Raw genomic sequence first — 17,306 nt, 5'->3', positions numbered from 1 at the left:
TCGTAGCCCGACTAGGTAAAATCGTGTTGGCAGGAAAGGGATATATCCCGAAAACGCGCTTGTGCATCCGTCGGCAATTTTTTTGCGTGCCCGCCTTAGGCAACAGCCGAGCAGAGGGCGGCTATGGAGAAGATACAGCCGAACGGCGCAGGCCATGGGGGGCGCGCTCCGGTCTCTGGACTGCTCTGGGAGGAGGCGGCGCCCTTCGTGCTAGAGGGGCTTCCGGATGCTCTGCTGGTGCTGAGCCCTCAAGGGGACCTAGCCTACGAAAATCCCGCTCTGAGAAGCCTGCTTGGGGGGCTTTCCGCAGACGAAATCTGGGTCCGAATGTCCCCTTTGGAGCGCACGCGTCTGCTGCGCGCCTTTGTGCGGGCCCGTCGGGGGGAGCGCGTTGAGCTTACGCTTGCAGGCCTCGGCCGAGGCTGGGCGGTGACCGTCTTCCCCTGGGGGCTTTCCGGGCAAAGGCTAGGGGTGGCTATCTGCGCTCGGCCTAAATCGGAGGTCCCGTCGCATCACTTCTATGAGGTCATTGCCAGCCTCAGCGCGGCCATCTATAGCGCCCTTCCGGATCCCGATGTTCGGGCGCGCTACCTTCTGCTTTCTCCGGCCATCGCGCGTATCACCGGCTACGAACCAGAGCGTTTTCAGCGCGGGAGCTCCCTTTGGTTGGAGATCACGCATCCAGAAGATCGGCCCAGCGTGCGCAAGGCCTGGGAGGACTTTTTGCATCACCCTCAGCCGGGCCGGATATTGCGCCTGGAGCATCGGATCTTGCATGCGGACGGCGGGATTCGTTGGGTGCTGGATGAGGCCCGTTGGGTGGCCACCTCTGAAGATGGACTGCGGATCGATGGGATGGTGGTAGATATAACGGAGCGCAAGCTATCGGAGCAGGTGCTCATACGCGCCCGAGAACAGGCCGAAGAGGCCAGCCGGATGAAGTCCGCCTTTTTGGCGAACATGAGTCATGAGATCCGCACGCCTCTAGCCTCCATTTTGGGCTTTGCGGAGCTACTGCGAGACGAGCTGCGCGCCATGCCGGAGGTGCCGGCGCATTTCCTTGAGTTCTTGGAGGCCATCCGCTCCAACGGCCGGCGCTTGCTCAACTTGCTCAACGACATTCTGGATTTCTCCAAGATCGAGGCCGGGCGCATGGAGCTGCGCTACGAGCCCGTCGAAGTGCCCGCGCTCATCGATGAGGTTGTCGCCGGATTGCGCGCGCTGGCCGACGAAAAAAGCCTCTACTTGACCAGCGAACACGCCGATCCGGCTCTTACCGTCATGGCCGACCCCGTGCGCTTGTCTCAGGTGCTTGTCAACCTGATCGGCAACGGCATCCGCTTTACCGAGCGCGGGGGGGTTCGGGTGCGCTCCTATCGGGCTGAGCAGCAGGCTGTTATCGAGGTGCAGGATACGGGAATCGGGATCTCGGAGCAGGCGCTGCCTAAGCTCTTTAGGGAGTTTTTCCAGGAGCACGCCGACCCCAATCGGCCCCGCGAGGGCACAGGGCTGGGGCTGGCCATCTCTATGCGGCTGGTGCGCATGATGGGGGGTACGATCACCGTACAGAGCAAAAAGGGGGAGGGCTCCACCTTCACGGTCCTCATCCCCCTTCGAGAGCGCACCGCAGCCGCAAGACATGAGCGCCGGCCCCGGGTGCTTGTCGTGGAAGATGCGCCGGAAAACGGGCAGATCCTGGCCTACTATCTGCGGGAGGAATTCGACGTGCAGGTGCTCGGCTCGGCTGAGGAGGCTCTGGATTGGCTGGAAGAGCACCACGTCGATGCGCTACTGGTGGACATCTACCTAGGGCAGGGAATGGATGGCGTGGAGTTGGTGCGCCGGCTGCGGCAGCGGCCGGGCTGGGCGGAGATCCCCATCATCGCGCAAACGGCCTACGCGGCTGCGGCCGAAGAGATCAAGTTTTTACAGAGCGGCTTCAACGCCCTGCTCATCAAGCCCATCTCCAAAGAGGAGTTGCTGGCCTGCCTGCGCCGACACGTAGGGCCTCGGCATCGGTTCCCTGAGGAGCTGGTATAATGGCCGTCGGCCGTTGTACCTTGGGCCGCCGCTCGTTCTTAGCGAGGGCGTTGGTCCGCATCAAATCGGCCTTTAGCTGAGCGACCCATGGCGGTGGAGTCCATTCGTTGTATTGGGGTTTTTACCAGCGGAGGCGATGCCCCTGGCATGAACGCCTGCATCCGGGCTGTTGTCCGAACCGCGCTGCAACACGGCCTGGAGGTCATCGGCATCCGGCGCGGCTACGCCGGCATGATCGAGGGCGATTTTGTGGAGATGGACGGCACAAGTGTCTCGAACATTATCCAGCTTGGGGGCACTATTCTGAAGTCCGCTCGCAGCGAGGAATTCAAAACCCCCGAAGGTCGGGCTCGGGCGGCCGAACAGCTCAGGCGCGCCCAGATCGATGCTTTGGTCGCCATAGGCGGAGATGGCACTTTCCGAGGGGCCTCGATCTTTCATGAGGAGTACGGATTCCCCATCGTCGGCTGTCCCGGCACGATCGACAACGATCTTTTTGGCACCGACGAGACGATCGGCTACGACACGGCCGTCAATACGGCCCTACAGGCCATCGACAAGATCCGCGACACGGCCGACGCGCACGATCGGCTCTTTTTTATCGAGGTTATGGGTCGGGATTCGGGCTTCATCGCTTTGGCCTGCGCCATCGGGGGCGGGGCGGAGCTTGTGCTGGTGCCGGAGGCCTTCGTGGACCTGGAGGAGATCAAGGAGTCCCTGCATCGGGTCCTGGCGCACCAACGCCGCAGCAGCATCGTGGTTGTGGCCGAGGGTGACGAGTTGGGCGGCGCGCCGGAGCTGGCGGAGAAGTTGCGCTCGGTCTTTCCCCATTACGAGCTCCGCGTGACCGTTTTGGGCCACATCCAGCGCGGGGGCAGTCCCACGGCCCGAGACCGAGTACTGGCCACCCGGCTCGGCGTAGCCGCTGTTGAGGCCCTCCTCGATGGCCATACGAACGTCATGGTGGGCGTGGTCAACAACGAGATCCATCTGACGCCCTTGCGCAACACCTGGTCTAAGAAGAAGACGATCGACTACGACCTGCTCCGCCTGGTGCAGCTGCTGTCCTAATATGGGTCTCAATATGAGACGAAGACCCCGTCGGAGGACGCCTCAGATGGGTTTTTTGCGGCGACTCCGGGATCGGAACAGGGCTTGAGCGGTGCCGGAAATTGGGACGTTGGGCACACGTCCCGGGGTGATGGAGTCTCTTCCCAAGTTCGGTGGAGGGTATGGTGCGGATTTACATGTTATCTGGGCAGCCGGCTCAGCCAAGACGCACGACCGATGGGCTGCCCCCCCAGAGGGCCAACTGGCCTAGAAGCGGTCGGATAAATCGACCGAGAGCTTCTGGTCTGGTCCTGGGGCTTAAGGAGCAGATCCTGCTTATGCTGGCCTTCGGGATCGCCTCTTTCTTACTGGGCGTGGCCTCTACGCTGTAGGGCCAAAGCCTAGCCAATCGCGGTGTGCGATCAGCCGGTTGCGCAGGCCATCTGAGCGGGTCTGTCCCGGATAGCCGGCCGCTTGATAGGCGGCCAGGACTTGCTCTTTTGTGGGGCGTCGCAGCGTATCCAGAGCGCGGCCGACTTCCCGGTAGGCGGTTCGGAACGGCACTCCAGCGCGTACCCGCTCCAACGCGGCGGCTGTGGCGAAGAGCTCCGGAGTGCAGGCCGCCTCAAGCCGGTCGCGACGGAAACGAGCCCCCTCGAGCGTGCGGCGCACGGCCTCCAGCAGCTCCGGCGCAAGAAGCAGGGCGCGCAGGAGCGCCTCTTTCGTCAGCTGCAAGTCCCGATGGTAGCCGGAGGGCAGATTCGCGGGCAGGCTGAGCAGCAGGCTGAGCTCGGCCGTAAGACGATGATAGGAGGCGCGCACCAGTTCCAGGACGTCGGGGTTGCGTTTCTGCGGCATGAGGCTTGAGCCCGTCGTATAGGCGGCCGGCAGCTCCACGAAACCGAACTCCTGGCTGGAGAAAAGCACAAGGTCCGAGGCGAGCCGATTGAGCGTGGCCCCGAGCTGCACCAAGGCGTGCACGACCCAAGCCTCCAGCTTGCCCCGGCTCAGCTGAACGCTGGTGACGGCCTCGGGCACACGCCGAAATCCCAGCCGCTCGGCCACGGCGTCTCGGGGCATCGCCAGATACGGCACGCCATAACCTGCTGCGCTGCCCCACGGGGAGCTGTTGATTCGGTCGTGGGCTTGCCGAAGCCCCTCTAGGTCGTCGAGCAAAAGCTCAGCATACCCCAGCGCCCACAGCCCTAACGTGGAGGGCATGGCCCGCTGCAGGTGCGTGTAGCCGGGCATGAGCCAGTCGGCGTGCTTGTCGCCTAACTCGAGGAGCGGTTCGATAAGCGAGACCAGAAGCCGGCCGATCCGGACTAGGTGTTCGCGCGCGAAGAGCCGAATCGCCACCAGCACCTGATCGTTTCGGGATCGGCCCGCCTGGATTTTCTCCCCCACCGGCCCGAGGGCCTTTACCAGAGCCCGTTCGATGACGGTGTGCGCATCCTCGTCTTCAGGACGCACCACCAGCGCCCCCGATATGGCCTGTTGGGCCAGCTCCTCAAGCACGCGCTCTATGGAGGCCCGCTCCTCGGCGCTGAGCACCCCCATCTGTTCAAGGGCCCAGGCGTGGGCCCGGGTGCCCTCGATGTCGTAGGGCAACAGCCAAGTATCCCACCGGTGGTCTTCGCCCACCGTAAAGCGCTGCACCCACTCGGCGGGCGGCACGTCCTTTTCCCAGAGAAGCTTCATGGCAGCTCAAAGTAGCTTCGGATGATGGCCTTGTAGACGGCGACGGCGCGCCGCAGCTCCGCGATCGGCACATGCTCCTGGGCTGTGTGCGAAAGCTCGCTGGAACCCGGGCCGAGCTTCACCACGGGCAGATCGCGCAGAAAAACCCAATCCGAGGCCGTAGGGGACCCGAAGGGCTTCGCCCCGGGCAGCGCCCGCAGACAGGCCCGCACGATGCGCGCCTCAAGGGGAGTGCGCACGGGCACGATGCGCTGGCTATATACGGAGACCTCCGAGGAGACCTGCTCCTGAATCAGCGCCACCAGCTCCTCGTGCTCGTAGGCGGGGGTGGAGCGGATGTCGACCGTAAAGACGCATTGCTCGGGGATCACGTTGCGAGCCGTGCCGCCCGAGATGGTCGTAACCGCTACGGTCGGATAGCCCAAAAAAGGATCCTCTCGGTCAAAGCGCAGCGCCTGCAGCCGCAGGATGTCTTGCGCGGCCTTCAGGATGGCGTTTTCGCCCAGATGCCCGCGCGCCGCGTGCGCGCTTCGGCCCCGCGCCGTAAGCGTAAGAATCAGCACGCCTTTTTGCGCCACGCACGGCTGTAGGCTTGTGGGCTCTCCGATTATGGCGGCGTGTAGAGGTTCCAGCGCCGGACGGATCTGCTCCAGGCCGTTATAGCCGCCGCCCAGTTCTTCGCAAGCCGTCAGCGCCACGATAACGCGTCCGGGCGGGCGATAGCCCTCTGAGGCCAATTCGGCCAAGGCGACGATCATGGCCGCCACGCTGGCCTTGGCGTCCACGGCGCCGCGGCCGTAAACGGCCCCATTTTGCACAACGGCTGCAAAAGGAGGAAAGGGATGTCCCTCGCTGGGGGGCACGACGTCCAGGTGGGAGTTTAAGAGCAGCGTGTCTGAGGGATCCTCCCCAAGCCAGGCGTAGACGTTGTCGGCGATACGCCCTGTCGGCAAGCCCTGTCGGCGCAAGAAATCCTCCACCCAGTCCGCTATCGGCCCCTCCTCATGGCTTAAAGAGGGGATCTGTACCAAGGCCTGATGCACAGCCAACACATCGTACATGGCAGGAGCAAAGGTACGTCATCTGGCCGCAGGGGAAAAGCCTCAGCACGCCTTGCGCCTCAGGAGCGGGGAACCGTATGTTCCTGACGCTGGCTTATCGGCAAGGAGGCCCAAGGTATGAAACCCACAAGACAGGCCCCCGATCGAGACGCTCCGGATGAACTAGCCGTTCTGGAGGAGGACTTGCGTCTGCTCAAGGAGCGTCTTACAGATCTAGGCCGGGAAGCCCTCCGGACTGCGCGCGAGGCCCTGAACGCACCCGTAAAGCATTTAGAGGCCTCGGAGGCCTATCGGCATGCTCAACAATGGGTCGAGCAGGGCCGTATGTGGGTGCGTCGGCACCCCGAGCGCGCCCTGCTGGGGGCGCTGTTGGTGGGCTTTCTGGTGGGACTTCTTTGGCCACGTCGATGATGGAAACCCCGGTGACCCTGCTCGAGCGGGTCCTGCTGCGTCTGCAGGAGCTGGTGCGCGATCTTGTGGATCTGATGGAGGCCCGCCTTGAGCTCTTTCGGTTGGACCTGGCCGAGCAACTGGCCGAGCTCATCGGACGCCTATTGGCTTGGCTGCTGCTGCTTGGGCTCCTGGCCTTGGGGCTTAGCTTTGGGCTTTTGGCTTTGGCCTTGTGGCTGGGGGGACTACTGGGGCACGCCGCTTGGGGGTTTGCGCTCGTCGGAGCTGGGCTGCTTTTGCTAGGAGGGCTAGGGGGTCGGTTGGCCTTTTCCGTGATCGGCCGGGCGGTTCGCCGGGGCATCCTGCGCGCCCTGCTTGCGGAGACGATAGGAGAGGACTCTCGTGGACCCCATCGAAGCGCAGCTGATGCTGCGCCGCCAGGCGCTGCAACAAGAACTAACGCGCGCCCGTGAGGACGTATCCGCCTCCCTGGAGGCGCTAAGCGAGGAGCTGCGCTACAGCCTCGATTGGCGCCGGTGGGCCCGTCGCTGGCCTATCGCCAGCCTGTTGCTTTTGGGCGCGGTGGGCTTCGGGCTAGCCCGCCGTCTAGGCGGCCGCGCCGGACCCAGAGCAGAGGGCTGGGGGCGCGCCCTGGGTAGGGGGTTTCTGAACAGCTTCGCCGGGGCCCTGGCCTCCGCCCTCATACGGGGGATCCTATCCCGCTGGGGCTCCTCAAGCAAGTCCGAACCGCGGTAGGCTGTTTCCGTATACTTGATTTGCCCTCGAGTTGGGCGTATTTTCCTTTCCACCATCCGCATCGCTTTCACCTCGCGCGGCGCCGGAAAGGGGGAGAACTTAAGCGTATGTCCCATCGTATTCGCAAGGCAGCCGTTATTGGGGCGGGCACCATGGGGGCCCAGATCGCGGCGCATCTGGCCAACGCCGGGGTGCCCACGCTGCTGCTCGATCTTCCGGCATCAGAGGGGTCCGATCGCAACGCCGTCGCACGGGCCGGCTTGCAACGCGCTCTGCAGCTTAAGCCCGCCGCGTTCATGCATGCGGATCGGCAGCGTCTTGTCGCGATCGGCAACACCGAGGATGACCTTGAGCGCATCCGAGAGGCCGACTGGATCGTGGAGGCGATCGTGGAGGATCTGGAGGCCAAGCGCGCGTTGTGGGCGCGCCTGGAGCCTTTTGTGGGATCCCAAGCGATCGTCTCCAGCAACTCCAGCGGTATCCCCATGCATCGGCAGCTGGAGGGGCGCTCCGAAGCGTTTCGGAGGCGCTTTCTGGGCACGCATTTCTTCAATCCGCCTCGGTACCTGTACCTGCTTGAGCTGATCCCAACCCCGGATACGGATCCGGAGGCGCTGCGACGCATGCGTCTTTTCGGGGAGCGTATCCTGGGCAAAGGGGTCGTGATCGCCAAGGACGTACCCGGTTTCATCGCCAACCGCATCGGGGTCTACGGCCTAGCGCAGGCTATGCGCGCGATGTTGGAGCTGGGCTTAAGCCCGGATGTGGTGGATTTCCTGACGGGGCCTCTTATCGGGCGCCCGAAAAGCGCCACCTTCCGCACGGCGGATCTTACGGGGCTGGATGTGCTTTACCGGGTGGCCCGGGATCTTGAGCAGGCTACGGGCGATCCAGGCTTTGCCCTGCCGGAGGTGGTGCAAAGGCTTCTGGAGCGCGGCTGGCTGGGAGAGAAGACGACTCAGGGCTTCTACAAGCGCGTGCAAGATGAGTCTGGCAAGCGGCGCATCCTGACGCTCAACCTCCAGACCCTGGAGTACGAGGACCGCGGCAAGGTTCGGCTTCCGGAGCTGGAGCCGATTCAGCAGCTTGCGGATACCGCCGCGCGCATTCGGGCCCTGCTTCGCCTAGAAGGCCCTTTAGGGGAGTTCATGCGCCGCACCACGTACGGGCTTCTGCATTACGCGGCTCGGCAATACGGGGTGGTCTCCGACGCGATAGAGGACATCGACAACGCCCTCAAATGGGGCTTCGGATGGGAGTATGGACCCTTTGAGCTATACGATCTGCTGGGCCTTGATGCCGTAGCGGAGGTCTTCGCCGCCTTGGGCTGGGAGGTTCCGCCGATCGTGCAAGAGCACCTGCGCGCCTCTCGGCCCTTCTATGCCCCCGCAGGCCCTTCGCCAAGGCCGCGGGAGCTGATCCTGCTTGGTGCGCTTAAGCGCAACGGTGCGGCCATAGTGCGCCAATCCGCCGGGGCCAGTCTGCTGGACATCGGCGATGGGGTGGCGCTTTTGGAGTTCCACTCCAAGGCCAACGCCATCGGCGAAGACGCCCTGCGCATGGTGCAGGTTGCCTTGGAGGTGGTGCCGCAGCACTTTCTGGGCCTTGTGATCGGCAATCAGGGAGAGCACTTCTCCGCGGGCGCGAATTTGGCCCTGATCCTCATGATGGCGCAGGAGGGAGACTGGGACGAGCTGGAGCTGGCCGTGCGCCAGTTTCAACGCGCCTCCATGAGTCTGCGTTACGCGCCCTTTCCCGTGGTGGCTGCGCCTTTTGGGCTTACGCTCGGAGGTGGAGCAGAAGTTGTGCTGCACGCCGATCGCGTACAGGCCCACGCGGAGCTCTACATGGGGCTTGTGGAGACCGGTGTGGGGCTTATCCCGGCTGGTGGCGGCACAAAGGAGCTGCTTTTCCGGTTCTCTGAGGAGCTAGCCGCCTATCCGGAGGCGGATCCCTTTGAGGCCGTTCGACGCGCGTTTCAGTTGATCGCCCTGGCGCAAACCTCCGGTAGCGCCCTAGAGGCGCGCGCGATGGGGTTTTTGCGCGACGGCGATCGGATCACGATGAACCGATACCGGCTTATAACTGACGCCAAAGCGCGCGTGCTCGAGTTGGCTCCGGATTACATGCCCCCCGCGCCCAATCGAACGATCCGCGCCCTGGGCGCGGAGGCCCTGGGCAACCTGTACTACGGCGCCTGGCAGCTGCGGCAGGCGGGTCGCATCACGGAACACGAGCTGTTGCTTGCGCGCACGCTCGCCTATGTGCTCTGCGGCGGCGACGGGTCCCCGCGCACGGTCACGGAACAGGACATCTTGGATCTGGAGCGCGAGGCATTCCTGAAGCTTTTGGGCACGCGCAAAACCCAGGAGCGGATCGCGTATACGCTTAAGACAGGCAAGCCGTTGCGCAATTAAGGGGATGAAGACATGCGAGAAGCCGTTATCGTGAGCGCCGTGCGCACCCCTGTTGGGCGCGGCAAGCCCGATGGGGCGCTGGTCGCGGTGCATCCGGTGACGCTGTCGGCCCTTGTGATGCGCGCGGCCGTAGAGCGCGTAGGGCTTGAACCGGCCCATCTTGACGACGTGCTCTGGGGCTGTGCCATGCCGGAGGCCGCTCAGGGGCTCAACATCGCGCGGTTGGCCTTGATCAAGGCCGGTTTTCCCGTGGAGGTGCCCGGGGCCACGGTGAACCGCTTCTGCTCTTCGGGTCTGGAGGTGATCGCCCGTGGGGCGCAGGCCATTATGACGGGCATGGCCGATGTGGTCCTGGCCGGTGGGGTGGAGATGATGAGCCAGGTGCCCATGTCGGGCTATCACACCCGCCTGCATCCGGAGCTCACGGAGGCCTACATCAGCATGGGGCTTACGGCTGAGCGCGTGGCCGAACGCTACGGAATCTCGCGCCAGGATCAGGACGCCTGGGCCCTGCGCAGCCACCGCCGAGCCGCCGAGGCCTGGGCCGCCTGTCGGTTTGAGGGGCAGATCGTTCCGGTGCCCGTGCGCACCTACAAGTGGCGCGGAGCGCGTAAAGAGCTCGAGGAACGTTTGGTTGAGCGCGACGAGACGATTCGGCCCGATACGAGCTTGGAGAAGCTGGCCCAGCTTAAGCCCGCCTTTAAGGAGGGGGGGACCGTAACGGCCGGCAACGCGAGCCCGTACTCCGATGGCGCGGCCGCTGTGTTGCTCATGAGCGCCGATAGGGCGCGCGAGCTCGGGATCCGGCCTTTGGCCCGCTTCATCACGTACGCGGTGGCCGGCGTAGAGCCGGAGGTCATGGGCATCGGACCGGTAAAGGCCGTGCCCAAGGCCTTGCAACGAGCCGGAATCCGGCTTGAGGACGTCGCGCTGATCGAGCTCAACGAGGCCTTCGCCTCTCAGGTGCTGGCCGTAATGCGGCTTTTAGAGCTGCCCGAAGAGCGCACGAACGTAAACGGTGGGGCCATCGCCCTGGGCCATCCCCTGGGGGCTTCGGGGGCTAAGCTTACGGCGCAGCTTGTGCACGAACTGCGCCGCCGGGGCGGAGGGATCGGTCTTGTGACCATGTGCGTCGGAGGCGGCATGGGGGCCGCTGGACTTTTCGAAGTTTACGGCGACTAAGGCAAGGGAGCGCTCCGCTATGTCCGTCGAGACCCCAATCCAACAGCTTAAGGGCGGGGAGTTTCTGATTCGCAAAAGCGAGCCGGAGGCGGTTTTCTCGCCCGAGGACTTCTCCGAAGAGCTCCGCATGATCGGTCAGATGACCGAGGATTTCGTGCAGCAGGAGGTGTTGCCGCTCATGGAGCGGCTTGAGCGCCTTGAGGAGGGGCTAAACGTCAAGTTATTGCGCAGAGCCGGGGAGCTGGGGCTGCTCGCCATCGAGATACCCGAGGCCTATGGGGGCACAGACCTGCCCAAGACGGCCGCCATGTTAGTGGCCGAAAAGCTCGCCCCGGCGGGCGGCTTCAGCGTCACCTACGGGGCCCATCAGTCCATCGGCACGCTGCCCATCGTGTACTTCGGCAATGAAGAGCAGAGGCGCCGCTACTTGCCCCGGCTGGCGACCGGGGAGCTGATCGGCGCCTATGCGCTTACGGAGCCCAACGCGGGCTCCGACGCTCTAGGAGGTCGGGCGCACGCCGTGCGCAGCGCCGATGGCCGACACTGGGTGCTCAACGGCACCAAGATGTGGATCACAAACGCCGGCTTTGCCGATCTGTTTACGGTCTTCGCCAAAGTCGACGGGGAGCGCGAAAAGTTCAGCGCTTTCCTGGTGGAGCGCTCCTTTGCCGGTCTCTCCACGGGGGCCGAGGAGCGCAAAATGGGCATCCACTCCTCCTCAACGCGTCAGCTCATCCTGGAAAACGTGCACGTGCCCGAGGAGAACCTACTGGGCGAGGTCGGTCAGGGGGCTAAGATCGCCTTCAACATCCTCAACACGGGTCGCTTTAAGCTCGGCGCCGGCTGCGTGGGCGGGGCCAAACAGGTGCTGGGGCTTACGGCCCGCTACGCCCTGGAGCGCGTGCAGTTCGGCCGCCCCATCGCGCAGTTTGGGCTCATACAGGAGAAGCTGGCCGAAATGGCCCTGCGCACCTACGCCGTCGAGTCCATGGTCTACCGCACAGCCGGCCTCATCGATCAGGCCATCGGCTCCTCCAAGGACCCCCGGCACCGGCTCAAAAGCATCGAGGAGTACGCCATCGAATGCTCGGTGATCAAGGTCATGGGGAGCGAACTGCTGGACTACGTCGTCGATGAGGCCGTACAGATCCACGGCGGATACGGCTATTCGCAGGAGTTCGCCGTCGAGCGGGCCTATCGGGACAGCCGCATCAACCGCATCTTCGAGGGCACCAACGAGATCAACCGGCTGCTTATTGTGGACATGCTGTTCCGGCGCGCACTGCGGGGACATTTGCCCCTTATGGCCGCGGCCGAACGGGTGGCGCAGGAGGTGCTGGAGCCCCAGTTTGAGGAGGCGCCGCTGACCTCCCCGCTAGAGTACGCGCTGCACGTGGTGGAGAACCTCAAGAAGGCTACTTTGGCCGTGGCCGGCGCGGCCGCGCTGCATTATCGAGAGGCGCTCGAAGAGGAACAGGAGATCGTCGCCCGCATAGCCGATATGCTCATGCACACGTATGCGGCCGAGTCGGCCCTGCTGCGCACCCGCAAGCTTCAGGCAAGCGGGCTACAGGCGCAGGTGCAGGAGGCCATGGCGCGCCTGTACGTATACGAGGCCGCCGAAACCGTGGCCGCTCGGGGGAAGGAGGCGCTTGCCCGCTTTCTGGAGGGCGATGAGCTGCGCCTGCACATGAGCGCCCTGCGGCGCTTTACGCGCCACGATCCCTTAAACGCGATCGCCCTGCGTCGGCAGATCGCGCAGGCCGTACTGGAGGCCGGGGGGTATCCGGTTCGTGCTTAAATCGCAAGGGGGAGGGCCAAACCATGGAAGCGCCGGTTCTGGATCGGCCCTGGTATCGGTTTTACGAGCCCGGGGTGCCGCGCACGCTCGCGTATCCGGAGGTTCCCCTATGGAAGTTTCTTGAGGAGAGCGCCCGAAAATATCCTGCACACACGGCGCTTCTGTTCTTCGGTCGGCGCCTCTCCTACGGGGAGCTGTGGGAGGCCGTGCTGCGCTTTGCCAACGCCCTGGAGCAGTTGGGGGTGCGCAAAGGGGATCGGGTGGCGCTCATGCTGCCCAACTGTCCTCAGTTTGTGATCGCCTTTTATGGGGCGTTGCGGATCGGCGCCGTCGTAGTAGGGCTTAACCCCCTTTATACGGCCCGCGAACTGGAGCTTATGCTCAACGATTCGGGCTCCAGCACGCTGATTTTGCTCAGATCCCTGTTTCCGCGCTACCGGGAGGTGGCCGGCTCTACGGCTGTGCGCCGCGTAATCGTAACGGGCATCGAGGACTACTTGCCCTGGCCCAAAAGCTGGCTCTATCCCCTTAAGGCCCGGCGCGAGGGGACCTGGGTGGAGCTAAGGCCGGATCCCAATCTTTACTGGTTCAGGCGGCTGCTCAAGAAGTACAGCCCGCAGCCCGCGCGCGTGTCCATAGACCCCAAAGAGGACGTGGCGCTTTTGCTTTACACGGGCGGCACCACGGGCCTGCCCAAGGCGGCTATGCTGACGCATTTTAACTTGGTGGCCAACTGCCTGCAGGTCAAATCTTGGATGCCCTCGCTGCAGGAGGCCACAGAGGTCATCCAGGGCGTGCTGCCCTTCTTTCACAGCTACGGGCTTACGACCGTATTGAATCTGGGCGTGGCCATCGCGGCCACGATCGTGTTGCAGCCGCGCTTTGTGCTCGAGGAGGTGCTCAGAAGCACCGCCCGTTACGGGGTCACGCTCTTTCCGGGCGTGCCCACGATGTACGTGGCCATCAATACGTCGGCCCACGTGAAGCGCTATAACCTGCATAGCATTCGGCTCTGCATCTCGGGGGCCGCCCCGCTTCCGGTGGAGGTGGCCCAGGCTTTCGAGCGTCTTACGGGGGCTCGGCTGGTAGAAGGCTATGGGCTTTCAGAGGCCTCTCCCGTTACGCATACGAATCCGCTCTTCGGCCAGCGCAAATTCGGCTCCATTGGGCTTCCTTTGCCGGATGTGGATGCGCAGATCGTAGACGAATCGGGTCGACCTCTGCCCCCTGGGGAGATCGGCGAGCTGATCGTGCACGGCCCCAACGTCATGAAGGGCTATTGGAACCGGCCCGAGGAGACGGCCCAGGCGCTTCGGGATGGCTGGCTCTACACAGGCGACATGGCGAAGATGGACGAAGAGGGCTACTTCTACATCGTCGACCGCAAAAAGGACCTGATTATCGTAGGAGGCTTCAACGTCTTTCCCCGAGAGGTCGAGGAGGTGCTCTTCGAGCACCCCAAGGTCAAGGAGGCCGTTGTAGCCGGGGTGCCCGACCCCTATCACGGCGAGATCGTCAAGGCCTACGTCGTGTTGCGCGAGGGCGAGCGGGCATCGGAGCAGGAGCTTATCGAGTTCTGCAAGGAGCGCCTGGCGCCCTACAAGGTCCCTAAGCGCGTTGAGTTTCGCTCAGAACTGCCCAAATCCATGGTGGGCAAGGTCCTGCGCCGGATGCTCCTGGAAGAGGAGCGTCGCCGCCAGGCGGGTTCTTAGAGGGGGCGCTTGCCCGAGGTTCGGGGGCCGCAAGATATTCGGCCTGTGCGCCTTCTTGGGTGGGGCATAGCGCTCGGGCTGCTCGCGTATGTTTCTCCGGCCGCCTCCCAGCGCCTAGTTCGCTACGGGGCCGAGTTTCTGCGGCTGGGGGCGGGGGCCGAGGCAGCCGGCATGGGGCAGGCGGGGCTTACCTTGCGGGCCGACGTCACGGCCGGTTACTGGAATCCGGCGGGGCTAGTGGGCCTAGAGGAACCCCAAATCGGCTACATGCACGTGGAGCAGTTCGGAGGACTGCTTCAGTACGATTACGCCGCGGTCGCCTTGCGGCTTGACGCCCGAAGCGCCATGGCCCTTAGCCTGCTGCGCCTAGGGGCGGATGAAATCCGGAACACCCTTGCGGCATGGGACTCTGAGCGCGGGGTTCCGCTTCCGGAGCGTGTTACGACGTTTAGCGTCGTCGACTATGCGCTGCTTTTCGCCTACGGCCGCAGCTTGGGCTCAACAAGGTGGACGGGGGGTCTTCTTTTTAAGGTCCTCTATGGGCGCATCGGGCCCTTCGCCTCTGCCTGGGGGGCGAGCTTGGACCTGGGGGTGCAGCACAGCGGGGGGCCCTGGCGGGCCGCCGTGGTGATCGCGGATCTGACCACCCTGGCGCGGATCTGGCATGTGCGGGCCGAGGCGCTTGAGGGGCTGAGCTCCGCCTACCGAGACAGCCTGCCGCAGAGCCTAACAGAGCTCAGCTTGCCCACGCTCCGGCTGGGGTTGCGCTATGAGCGCCCTCTGGGCTCCGGGATCGGAGGCGCTTCGGTAGAGCTTGATCTGCAAGCGGCTGCGGCCCGCGCCTACGTCCCCTCCCTAGGGCCGATTGGCCTAGAGCCTCGGCTGGGGATGTTTTACAATTATCGGCAAGCTCTTATTCTGCGCGCAGGCCTTGAACAGATTGCGCGACGGCCTCGGAGCTGGGTCCTCACCCCGACCGTGGGCCTAGGCGTGCGCATACGGGCCTTTCGATTCGATTACGCCCTAGGTCACTTTGCTGGGCTGCGGGAGCTGGGCCCGAGCCACCGGCTCTCTTTAGTGCTGCAATGGCCCCCTTGGTGAGGCGCAACGATCTTGTTCGCCCTCGAGCGGGTCTTGCTCGTGCAAGGGGCTTTTTGTTATATATCGGCGCCTTTTGCCGAAAGTCCAAGGGGCGGGCCCGTCACCGAAGGCGTGCTCGTCGAAGGTGGGCCCGGGTGGTCATCGCGGTTCGGAAGCTCGCTCGCATTGGGCTGGATTCCGACCCCTTTGAGCCCCGTCAAGCCGCATCGGGGCGCGTCCGAACGTAAGACGAGGAGGCTGTGCGCGATGGCATTGCAGGAACGGGAGCGCTGGGGAACGCGCATCGGGCTTATCCTGGCCGCGGCCGGCAACGCCGTGGGGCTGGGAAATTTCCTGCGCTTTCCCGTGCAGGCCGCCCAAAACGGGGGCGGAGCCTTCATGATCCCCTACTTTATCGCTTTCCTGCTATTGGGGATCCCCCTCATGTGGATCGAATGGACGATCGGTCGACACGGGGGCAAGTACGGCCATTCCAGCGCTCCGGGCATGTTTCAGGTGCTCTGGCGGCACCCTGTGGCGAAGTACCTCGGGGCGCTGGGGCTGTTCATTTCCCTGACCGTGATGATGTACTACACGTACGTCGAGTCCTGGACGCTGGCCTATAGCTTCTTTTCGGCCCTGGGCTATTACTTCGATGTCGAGGACTTCGCGGGGATGCGCCTGTTTTTGCAAAGCTATCAGGGCTTGCATCCCGAGGGGCATTTTCAAGGCATCGGGACGGCCTACGCGTTTCTGCTCATTACATTTGCGATCAACCTGTACATCCTCTACCGAGGCATCTCGCGCGGCATCGAGGCGCTGGCTAAGATCGCGATGCCGCTTCTGTTTCTCTTCGCCATTGTGCTCGTGGTGCGCGTTTTCACTCTGGGCACCCCTGATCCAACGCAGCCAGACAGGAGCGTCTGGAGCGGGTTTGCCTTTCTGTGGAACCCGGACCTTTCGGCTCTGACCGACGCCAGGGTGTGGCTTGCGGCAGCCGGGCAGATCTTTTTCACCTTGAGCGTCGGCATGGGTACGCTGCATGCGTACGCCAGCTACCTGCGCGAAAACGACGACATCGCGCTATCGGGCCTGGCCACGGCCACCACGAACGAATTCGTGGAGGTCATCCTCGGGGCCAGCATCGCGATCCCGATCGCGGTGGCTTTCTTCGGAGTGAGCGAAACGCAGGAGATCGCCAAGGGCGGGGCTTTTAATTTGGGCTTCGTCTCGATGCCCATCATTTTCACCAAAATCCCGCTAGGGCAGCTGCTGGGCACGCTCTGGTTTGCCCTGCTCTTTTTCGCCGGCATCACAAGTTCCGTGGCCATGGGTCAGCCCGTGGTGGCCTTTCTCCAGGACGAATTCAAGCTCACCCGCGCTCAGGCCGTGGCCTTGCTGGGGGTTTTCGCTTTCATCGGTACCAATTGCGTGGTCTTCTTCCTGGGACATGGATTTCTGGATGAACTCGATTTCTGGGCCGGCACTTTCGGATTGGCCGCCTTCGCTCTGATCGAGACCATCCTGCTTTGCTGGGTTTTCGGGATCGACAAGGCCTGGGAGGAGCTCAACCGCGGGGCCGACATTCGGATCCCGGCCGTCTTCAAGTTCATCATGAAATACATCACGCCCCTGTATTTGATCGCCATCTTCACGGTCTGGACCATTCAAGACGCCATCCCCACTCTGCAGTTGGCTAACGTAGCCCCGGAGGATGTGCCGTATCGGTGGGGGGCTCGGCTGCTTATGATTTTGACTTTCGCCACCGTGGCCGTGATGGTGGGGCTAGCCTGGCGCCGCCGCCGCCAAAACGGGCTTGAGACCTTTGACAGGCGCAGTCCCGTTCGATAGAGGATCATGTAGCATGCAGCTCACGGTAGCAGGTGTGATCTTTTGGGCGCTAGCCTGGGTGGGCATCGGCCTGTTGACCGTCTCGGTGATGGCCAAAGTCCTGCGCTCCAGCCGCCACCAGCGCCCTTGAGAGCAGAGGCCGGCCCCTCTTCGAGGCCGATAAAGTCTCTGGGGCGAGCTTGCGTTTGCGACGTGCAATTCCCTGGCAAAACGTCCTCAGGGGGTCTTATCTTTTTACCTGAGCCGTTGGGAGTCTTAAGGTTCA

The 17,306-nt window shown here is 63.7% G+C and carries 14 protein-coding genes; 12 read left to right on the top strand and 2 right to left on the bottom strand.

What is annotated here, in order from left to right:
• Positions 1-123: 123 nt before the first annotated feature.
• The 3 genes from NZ993_01655 (at position 124) to NZ993_01645 (ending at position 3,482) form a co-directional block, all read left to right on the top strand.
• Positions 124-2,040 (top strand): ATP-binding protein, encoded by a 1,917-nt coding sequence (locus NZ993_01655; GenBank protein MCS7154502.1) that lies wholly within the window; start codon positions 124-126, stop codon positions 2,038-2,040.
• 102 nt (positions 2,041-2,142) lie between these two features.
• Entirely contained in the window at positions 2,143-3,111 is a 969-nt protein-coding gene (gene pfkA / locus NZ993_01650; GenBank protein ID MCS7154501.1) for a 6-phosphofructokinase, read from the top strand.
• Between the two features lie 161 nt (positions 3,112-3,272).
• Positions 3,273-3,482, top strand: a complete 210-nt coding sequence (locus NZ993_01645; protein MCS7154500.1) for a hypothetical protein — start codon at positions 3,273-3,275, stop codon at positions 3,480-3,482.
• Here NZ993_01645 and argH read toward each other — a convergent pair.
• Together argH and NZ993_01635 are read right to left on the bottom strand one after the other, a co-directional pair.
• A complete protein-coding gene (gene argH, locus NZ993_01640) occupies positions 3,472-4,791 on the bottom strand; it encodes an argininosuccinate lyase (GenBank protein ID MCS7154499.1) in 1,320 nt (439 codons plus the stop codon). The two genes, NZ993_01645 and argH, sit on opposite strands and share 11 nt — an antisense overlap.
• Positions 4,788-5,852, bottom strand: coding sequence for a M20/M25/M40 family metallo-hydrolase (locus tag NZ993_01635; GenBank protein ID MCS7154498.1), 1,065 nt, complete (start codon positions 5,850-5,852; stop codon positions 4,788-4,790). Before NZ993_01635 ends, argH begins: the two co-directional genes overlap by 4 nt.
• A gap of 117 nt (positions 5,853-5,969) precedes the next feature.
• Here NZ993_01635 and NZ993_01630 point away from each other — a divergent pair, with 117 nt between their 5' ends.
• From NZ993_01630 to NZ993_01590, 9 genes are all read left to right on the top strand, one after another.
• Positions 5,970-6,263, top strand: coding sequence for a hypothetical protein (locus NZ993_01630; protein ID MCS7154497.1), 294 nt, complete (start codon positions 5,970-5,972; stop codon positions 6,261-6,263).
• Positions 6,260-6,715: a phage holin family protein gene (locus NZ993_01625; GenBank protein ID MCS7154496.1), complete on the top strand. Its 456-nt coding sequence runs from the start codon at positions 6,260-6,262 to the stop codon at positions 6,713-6,715. The genes NZ993_01630 and NZ993_01625 overlap by 4 nt, the downstream gene beginning before the upstream one ends.
• Positions 6,669-6,998 carry a hypothetical protein gene (locus NZ993_01620; protein MCS7154495.1) on the top strand — a complete coding sequence of 110 codons (330 nt, stop codon included), beginning with the start codon at positions 6,669-6,671 and terminating at the stop codon, positions 6,996-6,998. Before NZ993_01625 ends, NZ993_01620 begins: the two co-directional genes overlap by 47 nt.
• Before the next feature lie 107 nt (positions 6,999-7,105).
• A complete protein-coding gene (locus tag NZ993_01615; protein MCS7154494.1) occupies positions 7,106-9,415 on the top strand; it encodes a 3-hydroxyacyl-CoA dehydrogenase NAD-binding domain-containing protein in 2,310 nt (769 codons plus the stop codon).
• Between the two features lie 12 nt (positions 9,416-9,427).
• On the top strand, positions 9,428-10,597 hold the full coding sequence (locus tag NZ993_01610) for a thiolase family protein (GenBank protein ID MCS7154493.1): 1,170 nt from the start codon (positions 9,428-9,430) through the stop codon (positions 10,595-10,597).
• 19 nt (positions 10,598-10,616) lie between these two features.
• The gene (locus NZ993_01605) at positions 10,617-12,398 is read left to right on the top strand and encodes an acyl-CoA dehydrogenase family protein (GenBank protein ID MCS7154492.1); all 1,782 of its coding nucleotides are present in this window, start codon (positions 10,617-10,619) and stop codon (positions 12,396-12,398) included.
• Between the two features lie 23 nt (positions 12,399-12,421).
• Complete coding sequence (locus NZ993_01600) at positions 12,422-14,110, top strand: long-chain fatty acid--CoA ligase (protein ID MCS7154491.1); 1,689 nt, start codon at positions 12,422-12,424, stop codon at positions 14,108-14,110.
• Positions 14,111-14,155: 45 nt separating this feature from the next.
• The gene (locus NZ993_01595; protein MCS7154490.1) at positions 14,156-15,211 is read left to right on the top strand and encodes a hypothetical protein; all 1,056 of its coding nucleotides are present in this window, start codon (positions 14,156-14,158) and stop codon (positions 15,209-15,211) included.
• 246 nt (positions 15,212-15,457) lie between these two features.
• Entirely contained in the window at positions 15,458-17,041 is a 1,584-nt protein-coding gene (locus NZ993_01590; protein ID MCS7154489.1) for a sodium-dependent transporter, read from the top strand.
• Positions 17,042-17,306 lie beyond the last annotated feature (265 nt).

Source organism: Bacteroidota bacterium (assembly GCA_025059945.1).
Lineage (GTDB): Bacteria > Bacteroidota > Rhodothermia > JANXDC01 > JANXDC01 > JANXDC01.
This window is presented reverse-complemented; position numbering and strand designations above follow the sequence as displayed.

Excerpts from the sequence above, each read along its gene's own strand:
- NZ993_01655 (MCS7154502.1), top strand. The coding sequence starts at position 124 with ATGGAGAAGATACAGCCGAACGGCGCAGGCCATGGGGGGCGCGCTCCG.
- NZ993_01645 (MCS7154500.1), top strand. The coding sequence starts at position 3,273 with ATGGTGCGGATTTACATGTTATCTGGGCAGCCGGCTCAGCCAAGACGC.
- argH (MCS7154499.1), bottom strand. The coding sequence starts at position 4,791 with ATGAAGCTTCTCTGGGAAAAGGACGTGCCGCCCGCCGAGTGGGTGCAG.
- NZ993_01635 (MCS7154498.1), bottom strand. The coding sequence starts at position 5,852 with ATGTACGATGTGTTGGCTGTGCATCAGGCCTTGGTACAGATCCCCTCT.
- NZ993_01630 (MCS7154497.1), top strand. The coding sequence starts at position 5,970 with ATGAAACCCACAAGACAGGCCCCCGATCGAGACGCTCCGGATGAACTA.
- NZ993_01625 (MCS7154496.1), top strand. The coding sequence starts at position 6,260 with ATGATGGAAACCCCGGTGACCCTGCTCGAGCGGGTCCTGCTGCGTCTG.
- NZ993_01620 (MCS7154495.1), top strand. The coding sequence starts at position 6,669 with ATGCTGCGCCGCCAGGCGCTGCAACAAGAACTAACGCGCGCCCGTGAG.
- NZ993_01615 (MCS7154494.1), top strand. The coding sequence starts at position 7,106 with ATGTCCCATCGTATTCGCAAGGCAGCCGTTATTGGGGCGGGCACCATG.
- NZ993_01610 (MCS7154493.1), top strand. The coding sequence starts at position 9,428 with ATGCGAGAAGCCGTTATCGTGAGCGCCGTGCGCACCCCTGTTGGGCGC.
- NZ993_01605 (MCS7154492.1), top strand. The coding sequence starts at position 10,617 with ATGTCCGTCGAGACCCCAATCCAACAGCTTAAGGGCGGGGAGTTTCTG.
- NZ993_01600 (MCS7154491.1), top strand. The coding sequence starts at position 12,422 with ATGGAAGCGCCGGTTCTGGATCGGCCCTGGTATCGGTTTTACGAGCCC.
- NZ993_01590 (MCS7154489.1), top strand. The coding sequence starts at position 15,458 with ATGGCATTGCAGGAACGGGAGCGCTGGGGAACGCGCATCGGGCTTATC.